Below are 25,009 nucleotides of genomic sequence, written 5' to 3'. Positions count from 1 at the left end.
TTCCAAACATCAATAAACCCCCAACCAATAGGTTGGGGGAGAATATATAATTAGGATGATTATTCCTCTTCGGATTCCGTGCTTTCTTCCGCAGCAGCAGCTTCTTGGGTAGCTTCTGCAACTTCTTCAGACACCTCTTCGTTCACCACTTCTTCGGTGGACTCTGGGGCGGTTTCTTCTTCATTTTGTACAACTTCTTCCTCTTGGCTCATATATTGTCACCTCCTTTGATACGTATAGTATCATCATAGCGGCTTCTAGCAGGCTAAACAAGTAGGGGAGTGGGGGATTTGATAGATTTAATGTAACCTTAATCGGTTTGTCATTCCATGTGAAATTCGTATAGCAATATAAGTCGTATCCTACGAGAAAATGCTTTGTTTTCGCCTGATAGTACGATTAAGCATGTTTTATTTTTTCTATGAATATACATGAGGCGAAGCAGTAAAAGTTCACGATTTACTAAGTTGAGCTTATGCTTACGAAGTTAGTTTTCTTACGAAAACTCTTAGGAGGAATCCGAATGAATCGCTCGGATGTTATTTTGGAGTTACAACTTGTACCGGAATTGCTTAAACAAGCAGAAGCCATCTATGTGGATGCGGTATCGGAACTGGCCTGGGCAAAGCATCAGCTTCTAGCCAAAGAATGTGAAGTTATTGGGGACGGAATGGTTACAGGGAAAAATGAGCTTCACCGACAAGCGGAGATGTGGCCATACACCAAAGATTTACAGCAGCAAGTTTTGCGAATGGAAGACGCCGTCGAGCATACGAAGGTCGAGTTCCATTTCTACAAGAGGAAGCTAGAGAATCTGCAAATCATTGCGAAACTTATGACGATCTTATAATGAGATAATGAAATGAATCAAGCCTGTAATCGAGAGATTACGGGCTTTTTGCTATAGAACGCTTATTATGAAAAAATTGTTCTTTTAATGCGGTTACAGTGTAATGCAGTTGTGCATCCTAAGGGTAGATTATGTAAAAGCCAAGTATTCGGGAGGATATCGCCAGTATGAAAACAATTAAGATCATCATGACTGCCAGTCTGGGGTTGCTTGTACTTACCGCATGTCAAAGTGTGAAGAGCACAGTAACGACAGAAGCCGCAGCACCACCTTCAGAGCTGCAAGTTTCACTTATTGGTTCGAGCGGCCAACCTATAGGTACTGCCCATTTAACATCTGTTCAGGATGGAGTTCAAATTGATCTCCAAGTTAGCGGGCTGACACCAGGAAAACATGGCTTACACTTTCACGAAAAAGCAGTCTGTGAAGCCCCCAACTTTGAATCGGCAGGCGCTCACTTTAATCCATTTAAGAAGGAACACGGGTTTCATAATCCTAAAGGTTTCCATGCAGGGGATCTCCCCAATTTGGTCGTGGATGCACAGGGAAATGGAAAGTTCAATGCCATTACAAAGTCGGCAGTGCTGCTTCTAGACAAGCCTAATTCATTGTTGAAGCAAGGGGGAGCTAGTCTGGTCATCCATGAGAAAGAAGATGATCTGAAGACGGATCCATCCGGTAATTCGGGTAATCGAATTGCATGCGGTGTTGTGAAATAATGGAAGGAGCTGTCTGACAACATGATTAAAACACAGGATCTCAAGCTGCAAATGGATGAACTAACCAAACAAAATGATATGGTACTCATCGAGCTAGAGCAAGTAAAGAAGATGTTGATTAACAGCTCTCAAAGCTCACAAGGAAGCCAGGGGCAGCAACAATTTAATAATAGCAGCAGTGATCAGCAAACCTCTAACTCTAATCAACAGGCGCAGGGTCAAGACCAAGACCAAGATCAGAATCAGAATCAAAGTAAAAGGGCCGGTCAAGGTGACGCGAACGGTCAGCAAGTAACGGACTTAGCCAATGATTTATTGAAAATCAAGGATCTCGTAGAAAAGTTAGAACAAAAAACGTCCCAATATGTTAGCAGTCAGTCCAATGGTACATTAAATGAGAAAGATGCGGTCAATCTTATTTTGACTTTAATGAATGGTATGGTAGATTGGGCAAGCGAATTTGTTTCATCCAGAGCATCGTCGAATGGGCAAGTACAATAGTTTAAAACGTCTATGAAAAGGCAAAAGGGCCGCAAAAAGCAGCTCTTTTGTCTTTTTTGTCGAATTCTAACTTAATTCATTAAGTGAACTTAATGAAAGGTTTGTTGATTTTTTAGGCGATTCGACAATATGTCCATATTTACAGATGGCAGAATGACCGATAAAGTAAAGTGTAGACAAAAAGAAAGAGACAAACCTGGATGGGGTGTTGCAATCGTGAGAGAAATCGATATTAATCACGTCATGAGTCAGCTTGGAATTCAGCCATCACAATGGCAAGAGCTGCGAGATCAAGAAGATCAACAAGAGGAAGTTGAACGTACATGCGTTATCGACACATCGATGGAAACTTCCTAAATTACTTAATAACTCCCACGCCATCAAGTTTCACCTGGATATTCACGTTAAACTCTAACTCATGATAGAGGGCTTGCCACGCTTTCCATTCTTCTTTTACTGTGCCAAAGTGATGAGCTCTATAATCCAACCCAAAGCCTAACGGATCCACATTTGCTTTTTGGAACTTCTTCAGCAAATTTATGATCAGGGTTTCACATGTTTTCACAACGGCTTCTTCATAGGTTTTTAATTTATTGGGGTCAAGTGGCTTCAACGTTTGCTCTCATCACATTAAATAGTCGTGTCTCGTCAGAGCTTAAATGGAGTTTGGTTTTTCCTTATCGAAAATAACGGAAGTGTTGATTGTATAATGGTTAATTGATGCTTTAATAATGGGAAGGATGGGACCCAAACCCCATTCTTTTTTTGCGGTAAAAATCGAATAAAAGGATATCCTTCCTTTCCAAGCAAAGTTTTCCTCTTAGTTTGTCTCTTTACGACGGGCCCTATCCATTAGTGTTCTTGCCATTTGGTTTAATCAGATGAAGAAGGGGGTATGCTTGGGAATAGAAATGGTTAAGAATGGATGAACTTAGGGAGGGAAGGAATGACCTCATGAAGACACTTGCCATCATTCCGGCTTATAACGAAGATATGACAATAGCAGGCGTGGTGGCCTCCATAAAACGAGAGCAGCCTGAAATGGATATTGTCATTGTCAATGATGGTTCCACGGATCGTACCTCAGCGGTTGCACGTGCGTTACAACATGCGGCTGTAATCGATTTACCTGTCAATTTAGGCATTGGAGGCGCCATGCAAACGGGTTTCATGTACGCAGCAAGGAATGGCTACGATATCGCTATTCAGATTGACGCAGATGGTCAACATGATCCCGAAGCGTTGGCTCAAATCATGGAACCAATCTTGACTGGGCATGTTGATTGCTGCATCGGCTCTCGATTTCTGGTGAAGACCGCGTATCGTTCCGCATGGAATCGAAGACTAGGCATTCTCTTTTTCACTTGGATGATTAGTTGGATGATTGGCAAAACCTTCACTGATCCTACATCGGGTTTTAGAGCGGTGAACCGACCCATCATTGAGCTTTTCGCCCGCTATTACCCGGAGGATTATCCGGAGGTAGAGGCTGTAGTTTTACTGGAACGGCAGCAATTCAGAGTGAAAGAAGTATCAGTTTTGATGCATGCGAGGAAAGCGGGACATTCGTCCATTACCCCAGTGAAATCGCTTTACTATATGGTTAAAGTATCTCTAGCTGTATGCATGACAAGAATTCGTAATGTGAGTTGATAATTCGTGAATGTGTATGTTTGGGCAATCTCTTTTTGTTTGGTGTTTATTTTCATTTCCGTAGAGCTTATTCGTAGGCAAAAACTACAGGAGCAGTACGCCATTCTTTGGCTAGTACTAGGATTGATCATGGCATTGTTTAGTGTGTTTCCGAGCTTATTGGATTTGGTTTCGCACAGAATGCATATCTACTACGCACCTTCGTTGCTATTTCTGGTGGGATTGTTATTCTCACTCGTATTTATCATGCATTTAACGCTTGTCATATCTAAGCTCCACCGCAAACTAACCCGACTTATTCAGGAAGTCGCACTGCTGCAGGAACAATTACGAGGGAAGGGATCTGAATGATACGGATGACGGCTCCGCTTCTCATTGTATTCCTAAATGTATGTTTACTGGTGTGTGGTCAAATTGTATGGAAAATAGCGCTCAATCGAACGCCATTAACAGGAATTCAAAATTTAGGAACCGTACTGATGCAGCCTTATATTCTTGTGGGGTGCTTACTTTATGGCATCGCTACGTTGATATGGTTCTATGCTCTTAGCCGATTTGATCTAAGTCGTGTTTATCCGCTCCAATCGATCGCGTATGTACTAGGTGCGTTGTTCGGTTGGTTGGTTTTAAAAGAAACGCTTACATCATCGCAATGGGTAGGGCTGCTCTTCTTAGTTGGAGGCGCCTTCTTGTTAGCTAGATAGGTTCGTTCTAATAAGGAGAGTAGGATCTTATGAAACGCGGAGTTTGGCTTGGCTTGCTGCTGCTCATGGCTGCAGCTTTGTATATACGCCTGCACTATGTGCTTGAAGCTGAATACCCACCACTTGAGTGGGATCAATTAGAGTACACGAAGACAGCAATTCAATTGCTCGAAAAAGGCATATTCGCCTATCGCGATACCGTGCCTAACTCACTCGTGACACCCGGATTTCCGCTGCTCTTAGCGGCTGTATTTAGCCTTACAGGTCATGAACAACTGGAGCCGGCATTAATGGTCGTTCGTATCATGAATTGCTTTATTTCACTGGGAGCGATACTATTCCTATTCCTGATTGGAAAAAGGATGTTTAACCCCATAACAGGGCTAATCGCTGGCATTTTTGCCGCGGTATATCCTTCCTACGTCTGGTCAACTTCACTGATCTTGACGGAGGTTCCGTTTTTGACTATTTTTACGGGGCTACTCTACATGCAGATGCGTATCATACAAGATAACAAATGGCGGGATCATCTATGGATGGGGGCTCTGCTTGGGCTTTGCGTCCTCATTCGTCCGAATGTACTTCCCCTTGCTGTTGTTCCTTATATGTTTCTTTGGGTAAGAACGAAGAAAATAGACGCAGCCTATGGATTACTAGCAGCTGCGTCTTTTGCCTGTATCATGATGCCTTGGTGGATTCGGAATTGGATAACTTTTCATTCTTTTATTTTTATCGCCAATGGGGAAGCAGGCAATCCGTTCCTTGGAGGAACGGACCCCTATTTCCGAGGAACAATTGATTGGGACCATATCGATACAGATCATCAATTCGCTGAAGGTGTGAGACGGATTAAAGAAGGTTTGGCCCAGGAACCGTTATTATGGATGAAATGGATGACAATAGGAAAATTGCTTGTATTTTTTAAAACGATGTGGGTGGGACCGTATCCCTTTTCCGTACCAGCGTGGTATGCGAATGCACTTACACAGTTGCACACTTTCTTAATTGGTGCAGGCAGTATATCGATGATCATTTTCAGCTTTCGCAAGCCTTTAATTCAATATATAACAGTGGCATTTCTCTTGTTCTTAGGTGTCCATATGGTGTTTATTCCGGTAGATCGTTATGTGTACGGTATGCTTCCATTTCTAATGCTGGGCAGCGCCTATTTGATCTCACAAGTCATCTGCTTACTTCATAACGCCTGGACTACCTCTCTCCTGCAGCGGAGGGGGATTTAAACACGAGCTGCTTCGCGCAGTATTCGATAATCTCGCTTCTACGAACGATCCCGATGAATTTATCGGAATCATCTACGATCGGAACGAAGTTTTGCACTTTGGCCAAATCGATAAGATCGACCATTTCGGCATGAATATGTACCGGTTTATTTTGCACACGCAGAGGAACCTCGGCCAGCACATGGCGGTGAGCATTTTCGAAGCCAACGCCATCTGAATTTTTAAGAAACCACAATAAATCTCCCTCAGTAACCGTACCTACATAATGACCATCATCGGAAAGAATAGGCACAGCCGTATAGCGGTGATATTCCATACGTTCTAATGTTTGACGAAGCGTTGCTTGCAATGTCGTTGTTATAACTTCGGATTTAGGCAAAAGGAAAAAAGCAATATTCATTCATTAACACTCCTTAGAGTTTTCAGTAGGAAAACTTTCTTCGTAAGCATAGGCTTAGTTTTCAGTAGGAAAACTTGTTCAACATGTCTATTGTATCAAACTTTTCGAATAGAATCTAAACCTGTGATGGATGCTAGAAGTGAGGTGAAAGTTATGAATCGAGCATTGACAACTGCAGTCCTAGGAATTGGTACTGCTCAAGTAATGAAATTACCGCTTTTCTATTTGAAAACTGGAAAGTGGGATTGGTCGCAACTGACCCAAACAGGAGGGATGCCAAGCTCGCACTCCTCGGGAGTATCAGCGCTTGCAACCTATATAGCGATGAAAAGAGGCCTTTCTGCAATTGATTTTGCCGTGAGCTCGGTTTTCGGAGCGGTCGTCATGTATGATGCAATGGGAATCCGGCGGGCTGCTGGAGAGATTGCAGTTGAAGTGAATGACCTTGATGAGCAAGTCGAAAGATTGGCTAAACAGCATCCGGGTTTGTACCATGCACGAAGACGTAAAGCACTTAAGGAACGATTAGGTCATTTGCCAAGAGAAGTCGTGGGAGGAGCGCTTCTGGGTATTGCCATAGGTGCTTTTAGTTATATGCTGGAAAACAAGAAATAGTATGAATCGGTACATGTGGACAACTTTTCTTGAATGGGATAAGATCAAGAAATGTTCTTAGAAAGGAAGAAGTTCACATGGAAATCATTCGAGTCACAACGAAAGATCAATTAAAAGCCTGTTTTGGAGTAAGGTTCAAAGTGTTCGTTGAAGAACAGCAAGTACCTGAGCACGAGGAAATTGATGAAAAGGATGAATCACCTGAAGCGTGCCATCATTTTCTAATGGTAGATGGTGATCAGCCAGTTGCAGCAGCTCGTTGGTATGAATATCAGCCTCATACGGCTAAACTGCAGCGGGTAGCGGTATTGAAAGAATACAGGGGCCGATCCCTGGGTAAACAAATGATTCTTGCCATGGAGCAGCAAGCTCGCGAAGAGCATTGTACATCTGCGATCCTCGATGCACAATGTCAAGCAGAAGGCTTTTATAGCCAACTTGGTTATAAAGTCATCTCGGATGAGCCTTTTTATGATGCTGGCATCCTGCATGTCAGAATGAAAAAACCGCTTTAGAGAAAAGCGGTTTTTTCATTCTGTGAATTTTCTTCAACTAATGGGAAGGTTATGATAAAACGAGTGCCCTTTCCTAGTTCGCTCTCAACTTCCAAGGTCCCTTGGTGATCTTGAACGATTTTGTAGCAAATAGATAAACCAAGTCCGGTACCGGCAGCTTTTGTCGTGAAGAAGGGATGGAAGATTTTCTCCAACTGTTCACTTGGAATGCCTGGGCCGTTATCTGCAATAATTAAAGTCGCGTTCTTCGGATCGCGGCTTAATTGCATGCGGATAATGCCGTTCTCTTCCATGGCTTCGCAAGCATTTTTAATAATGTTAAGTAATAATTGTATCATTTTATCTTGGTCCATCCAAACGAGAATAGGATCCATCCATTCTTGATAATGAATTTCGTGGCCGAAACGAGTAGCTTCTGATTCCATCAAGGCAATGACCTTGAGTACACACTCATGGAGAGAATCGACCTGGAAATCAATGCGATGGGGTTTTGAGAATTGGAGGAATTCAGCTGTTAAATCACTCATCCGATCAATTTCATCCATGATCATCGCATACCAATTTTCAATATTGTAACCATTTGCCTTAGAGATTTGCAAAAATCCTTTTACCGTTGTCAACGGATTTCGAATTTCATGAGCCATCCCGGAAGCAAGCTCACCGACGACTCTCAGTTTTTCCGATCGTAGCATATGCTCTTCGCGCTTTAACCATGATTCCCGCTTCTTGATAAATAGGTTATGCTCGGCTAATAAAATGAGATCATCCTTCGTCAAACCCTCCAAAGGATAGCTAGCAATGCCATACGTAATTTGAATGCCAGTCAATTTAGGGAGTTCAGAATCAAGCTTTAGCTTAAAAGATGTGGTTGAATCATGATCTGGATTTAGCGGCATAACGACAGCGAACTCATCACCGCCGTATCTTGCTATAAAGAGGGAATCTTTAAATAAGATTTGCAAGAGGTCAGCCATTTGCTTCAAAATGAAATTTCCCGCTTGAAACCCGCGCGTAGTATTCATTGCCTTCAGATCCGTACAATCAATAAGAATAAGGACTAGACTTTGCTTTTGCTGTATGTATTGTTCCAATCTGCGATGTGACTCTTCGTAATTATATAATCCTGTTAGCGCATCCTTTTGCGCGTATAAAGATCGTTCATTTCTTAAAGAATCTGCTTGTCTAATTGTAGAATAAGCTGCTCGTGTGAATAAGGCTACCGCGGTAAAACCAAAGACGCTAGTAAGAGCATACATCCACAGCAAGTTTTTACTGGAAAAACCAATAATGAGATAAACATTGCAAATATAAATGAATGCATAGGACGCAGCTAACAACCAAGATTTTTTGCGGCTTTCTTCTTTATAAATATCGAAGGAAAGTGTTAGTATGTACAAGAGAAGACAAAAATTCGAATGTCCGATGTAATGTAAAAATCCAATGAAAAGTAAGCGAAGCCAAGGGATAGCCGCATGCTGCATTTGAACCTTTAAACTGATGATGTAAAGGACCAATCCTATAACAAGCAAGGGTATGCTTATTGCAGTATGCGAAATAGTTGTGTATAGACAAAAAACAAGAGCATAGACATAAAAAATCCAATTGATAACCACCATATCATCTCCTGAATGTAACTAAACACGGTCACTCATCTTTGAATAGCCTCCGTAGAGGTTTCTCACATTATTGTGACAAGTTCTCTGTCTATGAACTAAATCCCTTCTAACAATAGTAAACAAAATTGAAAAGTACCACGCTGCTTCTCAAAAAAAAAACCTTAAGGACAATTCATCCCTAGGTTTTGATCGTACTATTCTGGAATTTCAATCACTTCATGTTGATGGATGAAAGTCATGCTGCCTGTTTTCCCAACAAAATTCATCATATCATCGCCATAATGCATCAGATAGATTCGCTGTTGTACATAATCAGGCAAGGTAAGCAGTTCTTCCAATGTAGCGTGAATAAAACCGTTCCCGCTTAGTTGACAATCGTGTAGTATAGTGTGACAGTTTCTTTTGTTGACAATTTCTTGAACGAGAAGTTCCTCATTAAATTGAGTATCAGCACTATAGAACGTTCGGCCATTGATAAACAGTGAGTAGTTAAGCTTATGAGGTATGTGAAGTGTGGATATAATTTCAATGGTTAGCCCGGGAAGGATGTTAGCAGTGACATTTTCTTCGATAAGGATGACTTCGAAATAATCCTCAAGATTGCTGAAACCGTCTGTGGGATTATACATGCCGCCTTTTAGCGTGTTTTCCCAAAGGACTCTAGCTAACGATTCTGTTAAGAAAAGTTTGGTTTTCTTCTGATTATATTGGTATAACAATCGAAAGGCAATTTCTTCTAATCCGCCTACATGATCAGCATGAATGTGCGAAATGATGATACCATCAATTTGGTCAGGCTCTACACCGAGGTCATGCAGCGATCTAGGCGTTGTTGCCCCGCAGTCGATTAGGATGTTCATTTCATTAGAACGGATTAATGCGCTAGTATTGTAAAATGTTTTGGCAAACGCACTGCCGGTTCCCAACATTTGAATTTGCAAACTCATTCAGCAGCCTCCATTGTTCGACAAAAACCATCTTTTTCTAATGTAGCATGGGAGGTTGCGGAATTTCAACCATTAATTAAAAGGTGTTGATTACTTTATGATTTGGATCCTTAGTAGTATTTTGTTCGTTCTTGTCTGTCTTGCTCTAATAGGTATATCGGTCTATGTGGGTTGGCAGCTCACTCATCCGAAGCGTAAGCCGGTTGATGCCTCGCCTGACGAGTATGGTTTGCATATGGAGAATATTACATTCCCAAGCCGATCTAGAGATGTTCGATTAGATGGATGGTTTTTGAAGTCTCCTTTTGCTCCAACTGATGCTATTCCAATGACTGTTATTATGTCTCATGGTTATGCAGGAACCCGTCTGGAAAAAGGACTTCCGGCGTTGGCTTTGGCTAAATCCATTGTCGAAGCAGGATATCATGTGCTTATGTTTGATTTTCGGAACTCGGGGAAATCGGAGGGGGAAATAACGACGGTTGGCTTTTTGGAAAAGCAAGATGTACTCGGTGCTATCGACTGGGTTCAGGAGCGTCAGCCAAGTAAAATCAGCTTGATTGGCTTTTCAATGGGCGGTAGTACATCCATCTTAGCAGCAGCCGAAGAAAGAGCTGTGTTAGGGGTCATAACAGATAGCGCTTTTAGTCAACTCAGTCCTTACTTGAAAGATAATTTGCCTGTATGGTCAAATCTCCCGCGTTTTCCTTTTACACCTTTAATTCTACTTATTTTACCTAGATTAATCGGCATCAACCCTCATCGCGTTGACGCACTTGCCGCGGTAGATCTCATTTATCCTAGACCGATTCTTTTTATTCATAGTCGAGATGATGAGGCTATTCCTTGGTCCAATAGTGAAGGAATGTGGAGCCGACATCCGGATGCATTTGAACTTTGGATTACACAAAAAGCGGGGCATGTTGGCTCCTATCATATGCAGCCGGAAGCCTATACAAAGCGTGTTTTGGATTTTTTATCAAAATTTAATAATCATCGCAACTCTTCTTAATCATTGGAGTATAAAGATGCAGACACAAGATTACTAACAAGAGCTGGAGGTTACGCGAATGAAAGTTCAACGGATATTAGCGTTGATGCTGATGTTTTTTGTTCTAAGTACGGCTGCAGTGGTGGCTTCATCGATATGGGGGGATTTTAAAGGTAATAATATTGCCCGATTAATCGTTAATGAAGAGACAGTGGAATTCGGGGATTCAGATGTTCCGCCTCTTATTGTTGATGGTAAAACCGTTCTGCCGCTACGCGCAGTAAGCGATGCGCTTCAAGCATTGGTGAAATGGGATAACTCGAATAAGACTGCCTACTTATACAAGCCAAATGTGCACATGTTCTTTACGACTGAGGTGCGTAAAGACTCCGCCATCGTTCCTTTTGGTGTTGTAGAGCGCGGCAAAGAAGCAGATTTTATCGTTTTTGCTCAAGTCGATAATTTGAAGACAAGCATTAATTCTGTACGGGTTTCTGTTGTTTCACCAAGTGGGAAGAGTGTTATTACACCAGTTGTGAAATCAATCTCAGAATCCAAAGAATCGTTTTGGCTGAAAGTACCTTTATATGGCGTTTCCTTTAATGAGGCTGGTACGTACGTCGTTAAATTTGCTATGAAACAAGATGGTTCTAACGACTACTCAGTCGTATCCGAGAAGCAGATTCAATCCGAGTAGGAAAAGCAAACTCGAAAGTGGTTTGACCTCTTATTATGAAAATGTTAGGATAATTAAGTAACTAATTATTCGACGAAATGAGGTTCTGCCTGTGAGCGATGATAAGCATGATCATGTACACGGCCCGGACTGTGACCACGATCACGAGCAAGGGGAAGATGTTTTTATCGTAACGGACGAGAACGGTGAAGAGCATGAGATGGTGATGGTATACACCTTCCAATCTCAAGAGCAGGCTTATGCTGTTTTGCTCGATCGTAACGATCCTGAAGCTGACGGTGTTATTTTCCGTGTTGAAGAAGAGGACGACGATGCCTTCCTTGTCAACATTGAAGATGAAGAAGAGTGGGAACGTGTAGTGACTATTTATAATGAGATCGTAGCTCAAGAAGGCGAAGAATAAGAGCTATACATAAGAACCCCCTAGCAGAATATCTGTTAGGGGGTTTCTGTTTGCATACATTCATTTTCTAGGATTGAAATACATGATTCTGCCGTTGAATAGATGAAGTTCAGCTTTCAGCAGCTTACTAAGGTATTTGCAGAATTCATTGCCCTTGCTTTTGTCGCCGTGTGTGGCGTCGTCGGGCAACACGACTTGCACATAATGCTGCTCTTTCTCTTGGTTCTGCTCATTCCCAACACCAATCACAATATATTTGTATAGAGGATTGATACCTTTCAGATAGAACCATTTGCCTTCGCCTTCCGGCTTCGTCTCAATGGTATAAGGGAATCCGGCCTCGTCATACTCCCAGCCAAGCTGCTTGGCTGTCTGACTGAGCTGTTCACGGTAATGCAGCAGCCTTTCCTTTAGTTCATCTAAGGTGAGTGCGGCAACTGTGGATCCTGTTACGAATTTAATATAAGCGCTTTGAGCCATTCCTTGTTCACCTCATTCGCTAAACATCACCAACATCATAGCATCATGTAAACGGTTTTACAATATATTCACCGCTCGTGACGGATACTAGAAAATCGCTTGTGTCTCCACGATAACCTTCACATTTTGAACGCTGCGGTCCTCAGGTCCTTTTACAGGCAACCCTACTTCCACATGCTCAACAATGTAATCAATAAGTTCTTGGGTTATCACTTCACCTGGAAGCAAAATGGGAATACCAGGCGGGTACACATAAATAAATTCGGCAATAATGCGGTCTGCAGCATCTTTGAACGGGAGTATTTCGGTTTCTCCATAGAAGGCATCCCGAGGTGTTAAAGTTAATTGTGGAATCGCAGGAACTTTGATGACAACTTCTTTTACTTCAACAACGTCATCATTCATATGTGAGAGCTCGCGTAAGGCTTCCAATAGAGTATCGACGTTCTCTTGTGTATCCCCCGGCGTTATGAGACAGAGAATGTTGTACATGTCGCTCATTTCGACTTCAATATTGTAATGATCGCGCAGCCAGTTCTCGACTTCAAAGCCGGTGATGCCAAGCTTGCGCACGTGAACGCATATTTTCGTCGGATCATAGGTGTAAGTTGCCTCTTCACCCAAAATCTCTTCTCCGAAGCAGTAGAGGTTGCTGATTTCGTTGATCTGTTTTCTTGTGTACTGAGCAAGCTCTATTGTGCGCTCGGCCATGGCATAGCCATTTAACGCCAGATGTCTGCGTGCAGTATCTAGTGAGGCTAACAATATATACGAAGTTGAAGTTGTTGTAAGCATCGAAATAATGGTTTGGATTCGCTTTGGATTAACACGATTCCCTTTCACGTTGAGGACTGAGCTTTGTGTCATGGAACCACCTAGCTTATGCACGCTAGTCGCGGCCATATCGGCTCCGGCTTCCATCGCGGACATGGGCAATTTATCATGGAAATGAATGAGCACGCCATGTGCTTCATCCACAAGGACAGGCATGTTATAGCTATGAACAAGGTCAACAATCTCTTTAAGATTGGTACATACGCCATAGTAGGTCGGATTGATGACTAGAACAGCTTTGGCATCCGGATGCTTTTCGAGTGCACGGCGAACAGAACGCGTCGGAATTCCGTGATCAATACCTAAGTTTTTATCGCGGGCAGGTTGGATGAACACGGGCTTAGCGCCCACGAAAATAATCGCGGCCAAGACAGATTTATGTACATTCCGCGGAACGATAATTTTATCGCCTTCCGAGCAAACGGTCATAATCATCGTCATAATGGCGCCGCTTGTCCCTTGGACGGAGAAGAATGTGTGATCCGCTCCATAAGCGTCTGCAGCAAGCTTCTGAGCTTCTTCGATCACGCCCATTGGTTGATGAAGGTCATCCAGCGGTGCTATATTGATGAGGTCGATAGACAGCGCGTTGTCCCCAATAAAGGAACGAAACTCCGGGTCCATGCCGACTCCTTTTTTATGGCCTGGAATATGGAATTGAATTGGATTTTTCTCAGCATGTGTGAGCAGTGCAGTGAACAGGGGGGTACGGGTATGATCCACCTGATTATCGCTTCCCTTCTGTAGTGGATTGCTTGTCGAACAATGCAACAAACAAAATGAGTATATCAAAATAGAGATTTCATGCAAGCTAATTTTTTGGAAATAGTTTGTGCTAGTTCAGGTAAAACTAACAGCAACTTGTAAAAATACGCCAAAATAAGGAGAAATCTTATGGTTTGGATGCAAAAATGGCGGAATAATCGCTTGTTTTCCCCATTTGTGATCGAATTGTTAATAATTATGTTTGTCGTCGAATTTGTGAAGGGAGCCTTACTTTTAACGATTTTACCGGTTTATATGAAAACGACATTAGGCGCTTCCACATTTATTATTGGCTGGACGCTTGCTGCTCAATATATTGGTGATAATGTGCTCCGTACACCCGTTGGCTGGATTATTGACAAGTTGGGTTACCGAACAACCATGCTTACCGGTGTACTCCTGACATTCGTTTCGGTCATTCTAATTGCAACCTCATCCCAGAATATTTGGATGATCGTAGGATGTGCGCTGCTTGGCTTTGGTACGGCGCCATTATGGCCCTGTGTGATCACTGGAACGACGGAAGTGGCCGGCGACGATGGTAAAGCCACGATCATGAGCGTTGTCTATATGGCTTGGCTCTCGGGCGTTGGGCTGGGACCGGTAGCGATTAACTTTTTCGTTGGAGAAAATAACTACAGCTCCGGTTTTCGATTGTTGATCGGCTGTATGACGGTGGTCGTCCTTGTTGCACTAATGCTTCCAAGAAAGAATGGCGTGGTAAGAACGGATGGAGAGGGCAGGGCGGAGAAAGCCCTGGTTTCTAATCGAGCTTCTACAATACCACTCGGGGAGCGGGTAAAAACATATCTAAGTGAAGTGCGGCGCTCTATGTCTGTTAGCCCGCTGTTATTCCCTGCGATGTTCATGCAAACGTTCGCTCTTGGCATATTGACACCCATTCTCACACTCTATGCCAAGGAGGTATTGAAGCTTACCTCTTTTCAGTACAGCATGTTTCTAATTGCGGGTGGAGCTGTTACTGTCATTTTCTTAGTTCCGATGGGGAAGTTGGTTGATCGTCTAGGCATTCGTCCATTTTTTATTGCAGGTTGTATGCTAAGCGCTTCTGCACTTTTGCTGTTTACCTTCGCGAAGTCAATGATGCTGCTTTATGCATTGGTTGCAGTGCTTGGGGCAGGTTATGCATTCATTATTCCTTCTTGGAATGCGCTCATTGCTTCAGCCATTCCACCTGAGAAACGTGGCGCAGTCTGGGGCTTCTTCCTAACGATTGAAGGACTGGGGATGATCGTTGGACCGATCGTTTCCGGCAAGCTTTGGGATGTGTATGGCTATCATGCACCATTCTTAATGAGCGGCCTAGTGCTGGTACTGCTGCTTGTTCTTCAAATGTTCATTTCCATCCCCAAAAAAGGTGTGGTACGATAAGGGAAAATGTTTCGTTTGGAGGATTATAAGCATCATGAATAAACAGATTGGAATCATCATGCTGTTGTTGATGACTATATTCGTAGGTTTCGGGATCATCATTCCTGTACTGCCGGAAGTTGTTAAAGGTGCAGGCGCTGAATATCATAACGCGCTGCTATTATCGGTCTATTCCGCAGCCTCTTTTCTCATGTCTCCTATTTGGGGAGGACTATCGGATCGCATCGGACGCAGACCGATTATACTAATAGGTCTCCTTGGATTTAGTGTTAGCTTTTTGATATTTGGATTCGCTGACGGTAATCTGTGGATCATGTATGTATCCCGTATTCTTGGCGGTTTATTCTCAGGAGCAGCAACGGCTTGCGCCGTGGCTTATGTAGCTGATATTACAACCGCTGAGAATCGGACAAAAGGCATGGGCATGGTGGGGATGTCAATTGGGTTAGGCTTTATCTTCGGTCCAGCAATCGGCGGGATTTTAAGCCGCTGGGGGACGTACCTTCCTTTCTTTGTAGCATCTGGACTCGCACTAGCTTCCTTTGTTTTTGCATTTGCTATACTGAAAGAATCACTGTCCGTAGACAAACGCACGTCTGTGAAGGAGAAAGCTCCATCTAGATGGACAGCTTTCGCTGGGGCATCAAAGTATCTTTATGTGTTATCATTCTTCGTATCTTTCACTTTGGCAGGGCTAGAAGCGACGCTTCAGTATTACCAAATGGACAAGATTGGCGCAACGCCATTCGATATCGGCATGATGTTCTTGGCCAGCGGTATTGTTGGCGCCTTAATCCAAGGCGGCGTTGTTCGCCGGTTGGTCAAACAAGGAGCCGAGCAGCGAGTGATCGGCATTGGGTTATTGCTATCCGCAGCAGGGTTCTTCCTGCTGCTGTACTCGAGCAGCGTGGCGACCGCTGCGATCTACCTATCGGTCTTCGGCGCAGGTAACGCCCTCATACGCCCGTGTGTGACGTCGCTGATTACCCAGCGGACGAAAGTAGGTCAGGGCGTCGCGACGGGCCTTAGCTCCTCTATGGACAGTCTGGGCCGCATTGCGGGCCCGCTCCTTGGAGGTGCTGTATTCGCCATAGCGCATTCACTGCCGTTCATTATCGGCGGCGTGCTTTGCTTAGCAGCTATCTTACTGCTGCAGCGCTTCGTTCTCGTAGATCGTCAGACACGGGCGCAGCAGCAAACTGCCTGACAGATGAAAAAAAGCTGTACACTAGCTTCCCGAATTGGGAAGACCGGTGTGCAGCTTTTTTATGTGCAGCGGCTAGCTATGGCTTGCGAGGCGATAAGCCGTGCATGATGAAGTTAATCGTATGCTCGATTTCTTGGGACTCATCCCATTCCGCATCCGGCACTAACAAAAATCGAGTAATCAAGAAGCCAACAATCGTAGAGGCTATCAGCCGCATACTCGCAGCTTCGGGGAGTTCAATTAATTGACCCTGAGCCTGAAAATGACGAATAGCTCTATAAGCTTTTTCCAGTACTAATACGGCAACAGTTTCCTTAAACTGTTCACGGAGCTCGGTATGGAAAGGGATTTCGTGCATGAAAATTTTGATCACAGGAAAATTTTTGCGGGCGAATTCTAATCGGTTCACAATGATGGCGCGCAAGAATTGTTCGACATCAGGATAATCAGCTTCCAACACCTTGGTGAAATCCTTCACTGCAAACGGTGCAATGAGCTTCGTCATGATGGGAGCAACGATTGAGAGCAGCAATTCTTTTTTTGTTTTATAGTGACGGAATATGGTACCTTCCGCTACGCCAGCTTTTTGGGCAATTTCACTGGTAGAGGAGCCTGCAAACCCTTTCTCAGAAAAAATTTCTACTGCCGCTTGAACAATTTTCAGCTGTTTATCGGTCATTTTCTCATCTTCGTCATTTAGACGGAGAAGCTCTGTTAACCATGGCTCGACTTGAGACAATGTGTTCACCTCTTCATTAGCAAAACTGTCGTTGCAAATTAGGACATCCTAACATTATATCTTACGGTGCTTCCTGAGTGCCACTATGTTTAAGATCATGAAGCAGATCGTGAATGCTGCTAATACGAGAACATCCAACCCAATGCGATCCCAACCTGCACCGCGGATCATAATATTCCGCAGGGCATCTGCTCCGTATTTAAGCGGCATGATGACACCAATCCAGCGAAGGTATACGGACATCGTATCGAGGCTGAATAAGCCTGAGAAGAACACTTGGGGCACGATAATAAGCGGAATGAACTGAATCATCTGGAATTCATTGTTAGCAAAAGCTGATATCAGCGTTCCTAGTGATAGGGCAGCCAACGCGAGCAGGACCGTGATCAGCAAAACATACCAGAAAGAGCCGACCATCATTAGACCCAGCACGCTAGTGGCGAACCATGCAATGAGCGTTGCTTGAAGTGTTGTAAATATACCGAAGCCCAGAATATAGCCGACTACGATTTCCCACCGGCGAAGCGGTGTAGCCAGCAATCGTTCTAAGGTTCCGCCGGTTCGTTCCCTCAAGAAGGAAACACCGGAGAGCAGAAAGACGAAGAAAAAGACGAAAAAGCCTATGAGAACAGGACCGAAATTGTCAAAGGCCGCCATATCGGCAGAGCCATGCAAATAGGTGATGGTTGGCGCTTGTAAATTGGAGCTGGAGTTAGCGTTAGAGATCGCCGGAACTGCGCTTTGCAGTGCTTTTTGCAGCAAGAATAGCACAGCTCTATTTTTACTGGGGTCGCTTCCTTCTAAGGTCACTTGCGGCGCTGCCCCATTTATCGCGATGATGGCATCTAAATGCACGGCTTCTAGCTCAGCTTTGGCTTCATCTGCCGTGTAGACTATTACTTCAGCATTTTGATCCTGCAGTTTTTGAATGAGCGGAGCGGGGACATTAACAGCGCCTATTTTAGGGACATAGGTGTTGCCGTTAAACACTAATGACATCATAAAAAGAATTAACATTGGAGCTACAAGCATCATCATTAAAGTTCGTTTATCGTGAAAAAACTGGCGTAAAATACGAATCACAATCGCACGAATTCTCATTGATTGACACCTCCATAATATAAGAATGCTTCTTCAATCGTTGCGGAGGAAGTAGCCTGTTTCAATTCATCCGGTGTTCCTACTGCCGTGAGTCTGCCGTCCCGGATCATCCCAAGCTGATGACATTTGTCAGCTTCATCCATCACGTGAGTGGTCACGAGAATCGTTGTACCCTGCCTACTGAGATTCGTCAACTCTTGCCAAATTGATTTCCGTAAGACGGGGTCAATCCCCACCGTAGGCTCATCGAGAATAAGGATGCCTGGCTCATGCAGCAAAGAGATAGCGAGCGATAAGCGGCGCTTCATTCCTCCAGAATAATTGGAAATCTGCTTCTTCAAATGTGATCCTAGATCAACAAGCTCCATGACGTCATGGATGCGCTGCTTGCGCTTTGTTCCCGCTAACCCATACAAAGATGCGAAAAACTCTAAATTCTCCTGAGCGGTTAATTCAGCATAAAGGGCATCCGATTGCGCCATGTAACCGATTTTCGATAGCATCGCTAACTGAGGCATCTGCTGCCCGAGCACATGAACGGTCCCGGAAGTGGGGACATCAATGCCAGCAATCATACGTACAAGCGTTGTTTTCCCAGATCCGGAAGGGCCGAGCAATCCGAAAATATGGGCTTTCGGTACAGCTAGAGTAATGCCATCCAGAACAACTTTTTCGTCAAATTGCTTACTGACTCCATGCAATTGAATAGATATGTCCGTAGTCATCGTCTTGCACCTCTTTCGGAGTGAGTAATCACTCATTTATGTTAATGCACTCATCATACGCTATCTTATGATCGTTGTGAAGTGAGTAATCACTCATGTTTTAAAATTTTTATAAAATGGATTAAAAAAGGGGATCACAAACCCTGACGTTGCACTACAAATCAACAAACAATAAAATAAACACCTTGCGCCGCCCTTGTACATAATGCAACAACGAAGGGAGAGAGACGAGATTTAGGCAGCAATTGTTGCATTTTGAACAACATCTTTCAACCGCGAATAGGGATTCATCACCCGAAAGCTATAACCCAGCATAGTTGACGATTGATTCAACAAAGAAGGGAGGAAGGCGAGATATCTGAAGTAACTGTTGTGCTTCCCACCTTTCCCCAAACAACAAAAAGGCATCCCAGAGGAAACCCAGAGGAATGCCTTTTTGCTATCACCTGCATGCATCAGTCTTTGACTTTCGCGTCTTTCTTTCGGTCAACCCATTGTTCAATAGATGGGGTTAATTGGTCCTTTATGGACGCTACAAGCTTGTCCTTCGAAATGCCCTTTGACTGGGCAATCTCAGCCAGCGATTTGCCGGAACGGAGCTGGGCGTGAAGTTCGTCCTTGCTCAGACCGAGAGTCTTAGCAAGCTTCTCCGTATCCGGCTTCAGTCCGAACTTATGCCACTTTCCATGTCCATCATGGCCATCTAGCAAGTTTTTCTCGTTGAGGATGAACTTCAAATGCTCACTGAGTTTCATCTTCATGTGCTCGCCTTGATCGGCTGTCAGCTTGCCATCTTTAACGGCGGCTTCAATTTTGCCTGTTCGAAGCTGCTGCAGCTTGGCCGTCAAGTCAGCTTCACTAATGCCTTTGTCCGCGGCTGCTTCTACGATGCTTTTGCCATTTTTCAGCGCTTTGACGAGCACTTCTTTGTCAACACCGATGACTGTAGCAGACTCATCGACAATCGGCCATTTTCGGCGATGACCACCTTGTTCCTTCTCATCGGACTGTTGCAAACGAATCGTTGGCTCCTGATCCTCGTAAGGAGATTGAGCGGCAGCCGTTCTGGAGGGAAGTGTACTGCAGCCAAGAGCGATCGTGAGAGCAATTGAGCTCACCATAAGCTTTTTCATATACGTAGGGTTCATACTTTTTTAATCCCTCCTTTCCTGTTGGAGTAGGACTACAGCGCTTAGTCTGTGCAGGAGGGGTTAATTTTACTTTAAAGGAACCTTAGTCCCACATAAAAATTTCCATACATCTGATTTTTACTTTGCGTTCACAGCCATCTGGTAAAGGGGGATCAGCTTTTCGAAGGTTTGTTTAATAAGCTGCTCAAGTTCAGCTGGTTTCTCTAGGACTGGATCCTTGAAACTGAGATTGCGGCCGATCAGCAGCTCCGCTTTTTTGACATCGCGGAAACGAATTAATGCATCGTTCCAGCCGCTGCGGTCTAAATCAGACAGGGGGGTAACGTCTTTTTTCATATGGTCGAAGGAAAGTACGAAGTCGGATGGAATCTCCTTCTGTAAACGGTCGATTTCTTTCATATAGGTAGTTGCGATGTTGCTTTTATTCGGGAGCTCATAGATGAGTGCCAACCAAATAAACACACGATCATCAAATAAACCGACCTGAAAGTGAGGCACTTGTTTATACCCTCGTTTGTTTGGACAAATCGCCAGCCAAGTATCAACGGGGGGATTCACTTTACGTCTTAAGTGTTTAGCGATATGTAGGAACATTTCTGTACCGGAAAGAACGGACAAATCCTGGGCCAAAGAATCACCTAATGCTTTAAATTTAGGCTGAATGCGCTCTCGAATAGCTTCCATACGTCCATCAAGACCTTCTATAGCAAAGGTATCGAAATCATGCTGTGCAAATCCAGTAAAACTCATCTGTTTAATTCCTCTTTTCAATTACGTTTTCAATTATTCTAAAGCAATTTGTGTATTCCCGCAATGATTACGAGTTTCGTAGAAAGGAAGTAGGCCATTGGATCGATTTTATGGCAGAAAAGCAGGAAAAAAGTGGAACCGTGCCGAAATATGTGATAACTATCATTTAGGAAAGACAGGAGAATTTATACTTATGAGGATGTCAAAATGGTCCAAAATTGCGGTACTTGGCACTTTAATGGGAACTTGTTTCACAGCAGGAGTATACGCACAGGATGTGCTGCAACGCGTTGATGCTTACTTAAGAAATGATTTTAAAGTCGTCGTGAATGGGCAAAAAGTGAAGCTGGCGAATCCACCTTTAATTTATAATAATTCCAGTTATTTGCCTGTGAAGGAGCTAGGAAATTACCTAGGAGCGGTGGTAAATTGGAAGGATAGTACGAAAACAATCTATCTGAATTCCCGTGTTAATCCACAGCAGCCTGCGGAAGGCAACGAAACGAATTATACAGAAATTGTGCTGCAGTACCCGTATCCACAGTACTTGGATTATTTAGGAGGGACTTACCCGGTTCTTGTTAATATGACGGATCAGACGTATTACCGATTGAAAGATTTGGACCGAATGGGTGTCTCTACGGGCGGATTGCGGAAAGCGAAGGAGAAGTATTCAGAGGATATCTATGTCAGCGAAGAAGAATTGAAAAAGAGCTGGAAAGAAACGCCGCAAATTTCCTATCTCATAAATGAACCCATCGTCATTACAGGGGAGCAGGATCCAGTCAAGCTCAAGACAATTAGAGCGTATGTGGAAGGTTTCCGATACTATGAGATCAATAAAGTACCTTACATGACGAATCCAATTATCATTGATGCGCTGCCTGAAGAGAATACATACAGCTACTTACTTACGGAAAATGGGCATTTCTATCGCACAACTCTCAAACTGACGCAAATAAATGGCAATAATAATAAGCCTGATTATGTGGTTGGAAGCTCCTCTAAAGAGGACATCCAGGTGACTAGAGTGAAATAATTAACTGCCGGTGACGGAATGCTTTTTTAAATAAAAAATAGCAATTTGCGTACGATCTCGGAGGTTCAGCTTGCTGAGAATTTCCGTAATATAATTCTTAACGGTACCTTCGCTCAGGAATAGCTCCTGGGCGATTTCTTTATTGGATAGGCCTTCGGCGATTTTCGCTACGACTGCTTGTTCACTTGCTGTTAATCCATATCCACTAAGTGGTTTGGATGCAGGTACGTCTGAAGGAGAACTAGCGCTGATAAAAGTCGTTAATTTCTTGGCAATATCCGCATGAATAAGTAGATTGCCTTGTTCTACTGTCTTGATTCCTTGAATAATTCGATCCGGCGATATATTTTTGAGCAGATAACCGCTGGCTCCGTTTCGCAAGGCTTGAACGATAAATTCATCATCGTCGAATGTGGTCAGAATAAGCACTGCAATATCCGGATAAGCTTGCTTAATCTTCAAAGTGCCTTGTACACCGTCACAGATTGGCATCCGAATATCCATCAAGACAACGTCAACCTGGACGCCGTTCCTGATAAAAGCAAGAGCTTCATCTCCATGTGTACACGTGCCAACGACCTTAATATTTTCGTCAAGTCCAATGATTAATTGTAAGCTTTCGCGGATGAATGGATCATCGTCTGTAATGAGCACATGAATCATGCTGGGTTCAACCCTTTCTTAGTTAGATTCTATTTGGCGAAAAGTGGGCAGGACAGTCGTCACTGTAAATCGATCTTCGATCGACACATGAAGCTGACCGCCAATGAGCTTGCTTCGTTCTTCCATGCCTGACATTCCGAGTCCGTTCACACTGCGCTCAATGGGCAGTTTACCGTTATTCGAAATAGACATTGTAATCTGTTTGGATTCATACGTTAACTGAATTAGAACCTGGGTTGCGGACCCGTGACGAATGGCATTCGTGATGGCTTCTTGTGCATTACGGTATAGAATGAACTCTAGACTCGGATACAGCACGTAGGGCATACCCTGCATCTCAACCTCAATAGATATTCCTTTATCTGCTGTTAGTCCTTCAATGAGCTTCCCTAACGAGTAGGTTTGCAGCGTTTCTTCATCTGGTTTCAGTCTACGTACGGTTGAGCGCAGCAGTTCCATGCTTTCTGTTAACTGGTCACGGACCGACATTAACATGTCTACGCCTTTCTTCTGTTGAGTTGGAAGGATCTGCAAGGATGCTTCCATCATCATTTTAAGCCGGATCAGCTTATGTCCCAATTCATCATGAATATCTCGGGAAATTCGATTGCGTTCGTCCGTTTGTGCGATGTTTTCGACTTTTCGGGCGTAATCCATTAACTGAATGCGAGCTTCGTCCAGTTCGTAATGCTGCCTCCGAAGCCTATCATAGAGCAGCTCAACCTCCTCTTTGTTTTGTTCCGTCTGGAGCATCTGCAGCAGGAGCAGCGTGAGAGACAGGAAGATCAAATTGGCAATAAGATAGTAGCTGATCGGCTGACTATGTAAGGATATGTTCAACAGAATCAACTGAATACACACAAAATAGTAACGTATATGACTATTTACAGTGGTTATATAAGACAAGAGCGTGGAGTAAAAGGTGATGAACAAAATACCGTCATAGTGGTAGCTGATCCATCCACTGAATCCGATTTCAAGTAAAAGCATCCAAGCTGATTTCGAGAATATCGTTCTGTGCAGTTCAGTGATCCAAATGAATAAGAGAATGAGGAAAACATACATAGCATTGGATGAATAGCTTTCGAGATACATCGAGGCAATCGCTGGAATGAGAATAAGTAGATAACGGGATAACAAGCGTAATTGTGTCAATCGAGTTCCTTCCTTTGCAGGGCAAGTATTAGCAAAGTATACCATATAAACCAAGTGGGTTAACACGTCTAATAGACAGATAATGACTTTTGTCACCTTTGAATAATGACTTATTCTACCTGTTAACGGGATCCCTTAGAGATACAATGATTGTAATGAGACCAGTTGAATAAAGGGAAAAGGAAAAAGGGATAAGGGAGTGGATCTTGTGAGCTTTGTTCAAATAAAAAATGTTGTAAAAAAGTATAGCAATCAAATTTCTGTCGATCATTTGAATTTATCGATTCAAGAAGGTGAAATTTTCGGATTGTTAGGCCCTAATGGTGCTGGGAAAAGCACAACGATCAAAATGCTGAGCGGCCTGCTCAAAATCGATCAAGGTGAAATGTTTGTTGATGGGCTCTCGGTCGCGAAAGATACAATTGAAGTGAAACGGAGAATTGGTCTTGTTCCACAAGATCTCGCGATCTTCGAAAACCTAACAGCAAGAGAAAATGTCACTTTTTTCGCGAAATTATATGGATTAAGAGGCAAGCTGCTGAAAGATAGAGTGGAGGAAGCGCTGGAATTTGTAGGATTATTGGATCGCGCTCGTGATAGACCAAGTTCCTTTTCGGGCGGGATGAAACGGAGATTGAATATCGCGTGTGCAATTATGCATCGTCCAAAGCTGATAATTATGGATGAACCTACTGTGGGCATCGATCCTCAGTCTCGAAACCACATTCTGGAATCAGTTAGAACGCTGAACCGTATGGGTTCAACGATCATTTATACCTCGCATTACATGGAGGAAGTGTCCGCCATATCCACTCGGGTCGGCATCATGGACCATGGGCATCTCATTGCTTGTGGAACGCAAGAAGAATTGCGCGGTAAAGTTGATCAGGACAATAAAGTTATCATTCAAGCAGTTAACCTGGAGGAAGAAGCCGTAAAGGAGTTAAGGGATCATCCGCGGATTAAGCAAGTTACCATTCATGAACAGACACTTGAACTACTGGTGGGTTCCTCCCAAGCCTATTTGCAGGATATCCTGTTCATCCTTTCCAAACATGAAGTGAAAATCCAATCGCTTACGCAGGTGGAGCCTGATCTTGAGGCATTATTCCTGTCGTTGACCGGAAGAACCTTACGGGATTAGGAGGAGGTCACC

The 25,009-nt window shown here is 43.6% G+C and carries 31 protein-coding genes; 17 read left to right on the top strand and 14 right to left on the bottom strand.

Annotated features, from left to right (window positions below):
* Window positions 1–59: 59 nt before the first annotated feature.
* The gene (locus ASD40_RS37125; RefSeq protein ID WP_156389946.1) at window positions 60–212 is read right to left on the bottom strand and encodes a hypothetical protein; all 153 of its coding nucleotides are present in this window, start codon (window positions 210–212) and stop codon (window positions 60–62) included.
* A gap of 311 nt (window positions 213–523) precedes the next feature.
* On the opposite strand from ASD40_RS37125, the gene ASD40_RS09045 reads away from it, so the two are divergent.
* The 4 genes from ASD40_RS09045 (at window position 524) to ASD40_RS09030 (ending at window position 2,427) form a co-directional block, all read left to right on the top strand.
* Window positions 524–850 carry a hypothetical protein gene (locus ASD40_RS09045; RefSeq protein WP_047672455.1) on the top strand — a complete coding sequence of 109 codons (327 nt, stop codon included), beginning with the start codon at window positions 524–526 and terminating at the stop codon, window positions 848–850.
* A gap of 167 nt (window positions 851–1,017) precedes the next feature.
* Entirely contained in the window at window positions 1,018–1,569 is a 552-nt protein-coding gene (locus tag ASD40_RS09040) for a superoxide dismutase family protein (RefSeq protein WP_057302990.1), read from the top strand.
* 21 nt (window positions 1,570–1,590) lie between these two features.
* Window positions 1,591–2,070 (top strand): hypothetical protein, encoded by a 480-nt coding sequence (locus tag ASD40_RS09035; RefSeq protein ID WP_057302989.1) that lies wholly within the window; start codon window positions 1,591–1,593, stop codon window positions 2,068–2,070.
* Window positions 2,071–2,199: 129 nt separating this feature from the next.
* Window positions 2,200–2,427, top strand: a complete 228-nt coding sequence (locus tag ASD40_RS09030; protein ID WP_057302988.1) for a hypothetical protein — start codon at window positions 2,200–2,202, stop codon at window positions 2,425–2,427.
* Between the two features lies 1 nt (window position 2,428).
* Here ASD40_RS09030 and ASD40_RS09025 read toward each other — a convergent pair whose 3' ends face one another.
* The gene (locus ASD40_RS09025; protein WP_057302987.1) at window positions 2,429–2,683 is read right to left on the bottom strand and encodes a Ger(x)C family spore germination C-terminal domain-containing protein; all 255 of its coding nucleotides are present in this window, start codon (window positions 2,681–2,683) and stop codon (window positions 2,429–2,431) included.
* Between the two features lie 341 nt (window positions 2,684–3,024).
* On the opposite strand from ASD40_RS09025, the gene ASD40_RS09020 reads away from it, so the two are divergent.
* From ASD40_RS09020 to ASD40_RS09005, 4 genes are read left to right on the top strand one after another with little or no spacing between them, the layout of a single operon-like run.
* A complete protein-coding gene (locus ASD40_RS09020) occupies window positions 3,025–3,723 on the top strand; it encodes a glycosyltransferase family 2 protein (RefSeq protein ID WP_057302986.1) in 699 nt (232 codons plus the stop codon).
* 6 nt (window positions 3,724–3,729) lie between these two features.
* Window positions 3,730–4,074 carry a DUF2304 domain-containing protein gene (locus ASD40_RS09015; RefSeq protein ID WP_057302985.1) on the top strand — a complete coding sequence of 115 codons (345 nt, stop codon included), beginning with the start codon at window positions 3,730–3,732 and terminating at the stop codon, window positions 4,072–4,074.
* Window positions 4,071–4,427 carry an EamA family transporter gene (locus ASD40_RS09010; RefSeq protein ID WP_057302984.1) on the top strand — a complete coding sequence of 119 codons (357 nt, stop codon included), beginning with the start codon at window positions 4,071–4,073 and terminating at the stop codon, window positions 4,425–4,427. The genes ASD40_RS09015 and ASD40_RS09010 overlap by 4 nt, the downstream gene beginning before the upstream one ends.
* A 29-nt stretch (window positions 4,428–4,456) precedes the next feature.
* Window positions 4,457–5,668 (top strand): ArnT family glycosyltransferase, encoded by a 1,212-nt coding sequence (locus ASD40_RS09005; RefSeq protein WP_057302983.1) that lies wholly within the window; start codon window positions 4,457–4,459, stop codon window positions 5,666–5,668.
* Here the strand turns inward: ASD40_RS09005 and ASD40_RS09000 are convergent.
* A complete protein-coding gene (locus ASD40_RS09000; RefSeq protein WP_057302982.1) occupies window positions 5,637–6,068 on the bottom strand; it encodes a CBS domain-containing protein in 432 nt (143 codons plus the stop codon). The genes ASD40_RS09005 and ASD40_RS09000 overlap by 32 nt on opposite strands.
* A 153-nt stretch (window positions 6,069–6,221) precedes the next feature.
* On the opposite strand from ASD40_RS09000, the gene ASD40_RS08995 reads away from it, so the two are divergent.
* Window positions 6,222–6,683 carry a divergent PAP2 family protein gene (locus ASD40_RS08995; RefSeq protein WP_057302981.1) on the top strand — a complete coding sequence of 154 codons (462 nt, stop codon included), beginning with the start codon at window positions 6,222–6,224 and terminating at the stop codon, window positions 6,681–6,683.
* Between the two features lie 77 nt (window positions 6,684–6,760).
* The gene (locus ASD40_RS08990) at window positions 6,761–7,198 is read left to right on the top strand and encodes a GNAT family N-acetyltransferase (protein WP_057302980.1); all 438 of its coding nucleotides are present in this window, start codon (window positions 6,761–6,763) and stop codon (window positions 7,196–7,198) included.
* Here ASD40_RS08990 and ASD40_RS08985 read toward each other — a convergent pair.
* Window positions 7,195–8,814: an ATP-binding protein gene (locus ASD40_RS08985; RefSeq protein WP_057302979.1), complete on the bottom strand. Its 1,620-nt coding sequence runs from the start codon at window positions 8,812–8,814 to the stop codon at window positions 7,195–7,197. The genes ASD40_RS08990 and ASD40_RS08985 overlap by 4 nt on opposite strands.
* A 194-nt stretch (window positions 8,815–9,008) precedes the next feature.
* Window positions 9,009–9,761 carry an MBL fold metallo-hydrolase gene (locus ASD40_RS08980; RefSeq protein WP_057302978.1) on the bottom strand — a complete coding sequence of 251 codons (753 nt, stop codon included), beginning with the start codon at window positions 9,759–9,761 and terminating at the stop codon, window positions 9,009–9,011.
* Window positions 9,762–9,858: 97 nt separating this feature from the next.
* Here ASD40_RS08980 and ASD40_RS08975 point away from each other — a divergent pair, with 97 nt between their 5' ends.
* From ASD40_RS08975 to ASD40_RS08965, 3 genes are all read left to right on the top strand, one after another.
* Window positions 9,859–10,773, top strand: a complete 915-nt coding sequence (locus ASD40_RS08975) for an alpha/beta hydrolase (protein ID WP_057302977.1) — start codon at window positions 9,859–9,861, stop codon at window positions 10,771–10,773.
* A 58-nt stretch (window positions 10,774–10,831) separates the two neighbouring features.
* Window positions 10,832–11,449, top strand: coding sequence for a stalk domain-containing protein (locus tag ASD40_RS08970; RefSeq protein WP_057302976.1), 618 nt, complete (start codon window positions 10,832–10,834; stop codon window positions 11,447–11,449).
* Window positions 11,450–11,540: 91 nt separating this feature from the next.
* Window positions 11,541–11,852, top strand: a complete 312-nt coding sequence (locus tag ASD40_RS08965) for a DUF1292 domain-containing protein (protein WP_047672482.1) — start codon at window positions 11,541–11,543, stop codon at window positions 11,850–11,852.
* Between the two features lie 60 nt (window positions 11,853–11,912).
* Here ASD40_RS08965 and ASD40_RS08960 read toward each other — a convergent pair whose 3' ends face one another.
* Window positions 11,913–12,332 carry a DUF1885 family protein gene (locus ASD40_RS08960; protein WP_057302975.1) on the bottom strand — a complete coding sequence of 140 codons (420 nt, stop codon included), beginning with the start codon at window positions 12,330–12,332 and terminating at the stop codon, window positions 11,913–11,915.
* 87 nt (window positions 12,333–12,419) lie between these two features.
* Entirely contained in the window at window positions 12,420–13,889 is a 1,470-nt protein-coding gene (locus ASD40_RS08955; RefSeq protein WP_057302974.1) for an aminotransferase class I/II-fold pyridoxal phosphate-dependent enzyme, read from the bottom strand.
* Window positions 13,890–14,060: 171 nt separating this feature from the next.
* Here ASD40_RS08955 and ASD40_RS08950 point away from each other — a divergent pair, with 171 nt between their 5' ends.
* Both ASD40_RS08950 and ASD40_RS08945 read left to right on the top strand, forming a co-directional pair.
* Entirely contained in the window at window positions 14,061–15,323 is a 1,263-nt protein-coding gene (locus ASD40_RS08950) for an MFS transporter (protein WP_057302973.1), read from the top strand.
* Window positions 15,324–15,357: 34 nt separating this feature from the next.
* The gene (locus ASD40_RS08945; protein WP_057302972.1) at window positions 15,358–16,530 is read left to right on the top strand and encodes an MFS transporter; all 1,173 of its coding nucleotides are present in this window, start codon (window positions 15,358–15,360) and stop codon (window positions 16,528–16,530) included.
* Window positions 16,531–16,606: 76 nt separating this feature from the next.
* Here ASD40_RS08945 and ASD40_RS08940 read toward each other — a convergent pair whose 3' ends face one another.
* The 5 genes from ASD40_RS08940 to ASD40_RS08920 all read right to left on the bottom strand — a co-directional run bounded on the left by ASD40_RS08940 (window position 16,607) and on the right by ASD40_RS08920 (window position 20,996).
* On the bottom strand, window positions 16,607–17,209 hold the full coding sequence (locus ASD40_RS08940) for a TetR/AcrR family transcriptional regulator (protein ID WP_063860137.1): 603 nt from the start codon (window positions 17,207–17,209) through the stop codon (window positions 16,607–16,609).
* Window positions 17,210–17,323: 114 nt separating this feature from the next.
* Window positions 17,324–18,370, bottom strand: coding sequence for an ABC transporter permease (locus ASD40_RS08935; RefSeq protein WP_057302970.1), 1,047 nt, complete (start codon window positions 18,368–18,370; stop codon window positions 17,324–17,326).
* The gene (locus tag ASD40_RS08930; protein WP_057302969.1) at window positions 18,367–19,095 is read right to left on the bottom strand and encodes an ABC transporter ATP-binding protein; all 729 of its coding nucleotides are present in this window, start codon (window positions 19,093–19,095) and stop codon (window positions 18,367–18,369) included. Before ASD40_RS08930 ends, ASD40_RS08935 begins: the two co-directional genes overlap by 4 nt.
* A 455-nt stretch (window positions 19,096–19,550) precedes the next feature.
* Entirely contained in the window at window positions 19,551–20,243 is a 693-nt protein-coding gene (locus tag ASD40_RS08925) for a hypothetical protein (protein WP_057302968.1), read from the bottom strand.
* Window positions 20,244–20,363: 120 nt separating this feature from the next.
* Window positions 20,364–20,996: a YktB family protein gene (locus ASD40_RS08920; RefSeq protein WP_057302967.1), complete on the bottom strand. Its 633-nt coding sequence runs from the start codon at window positions 20,994–20,996 to the stop codon at window positions 20,364–20,366.
* Between the two features lie 193 nt (window positions 20,997–21,189).
* Here ASD40_RS08920 and ASD40_RS08915 point away from each other — a divergent pair, with 193 nt between their 5' ends.
* Window positions 21,190–22,035 (top strand): stalk domain-containing protein, encoded by an 846-nt coding sequence (locus ASD40_RS08915; RefSeq protein WP_057303224.1) that lies wholly within the window; start codon window positions 21,190–21,192, stop codon window positions 22,033–22,035.
* On the opposite strand, the gene ASD40_RS08910 is transcribed toward ASD40_RS08915, so the two are convergent.
* Entirely contained in the window at window positions 22,036–22,698 is a 663-nt protein-coding gene (locus tag ASD40_RS08910; protein WP_057302966.1) for a response regulator transcription factor, read from the bottom strand.
* Between the two features lie 18 nt (window positions 22,699–22,716).
* Window positions 22,717–23,853 carry a sensor histidine kinase gene (locus ASD40_RS08905; protein WP_057302965.1) on the bottom strand — a complete coding sequence of 379 codons (1,137 nt, stop codon included), beginning with the start codon at window positions 23,851–23,853 and terminating at the stop codon, window positions 22,717–22,719.
* A 208-nt stretch (window positions 23,854–24,061) separates the two neighbouring features.
* Between ASD40_RS08905 and ASD40_RS08900 the strand changes: the two genes are divergently transcribed.
* On the top strand, window positions 24,062–24,997 hold the full coding sequence (locus tag ASD40_RS08900) for an ABC transporter ATP-binding protein (RefSeq protein WP_057302964.1): 936 nt from the start codon (window positions 24,062–24,064) through the stop codon (window positions 24,995–24,997).
* The last annotated feature ends 12 nt before the right edge of the window (window positions 24,998–25,009 follow it).

The organism is Paenibacillus sp. Root444D2 (genome assembly GCF_001426375.1).
GTDB lineage: Bacteria > Bacillota > Bacilli > Paenibacillales > NBRC-103111 > Paenibacillus_E.
The sequence above is the reverse complement of the archived record's forward strand: the minus strand, read 5'-3'. Positions and strand labels throughout refer to the sequence as shown.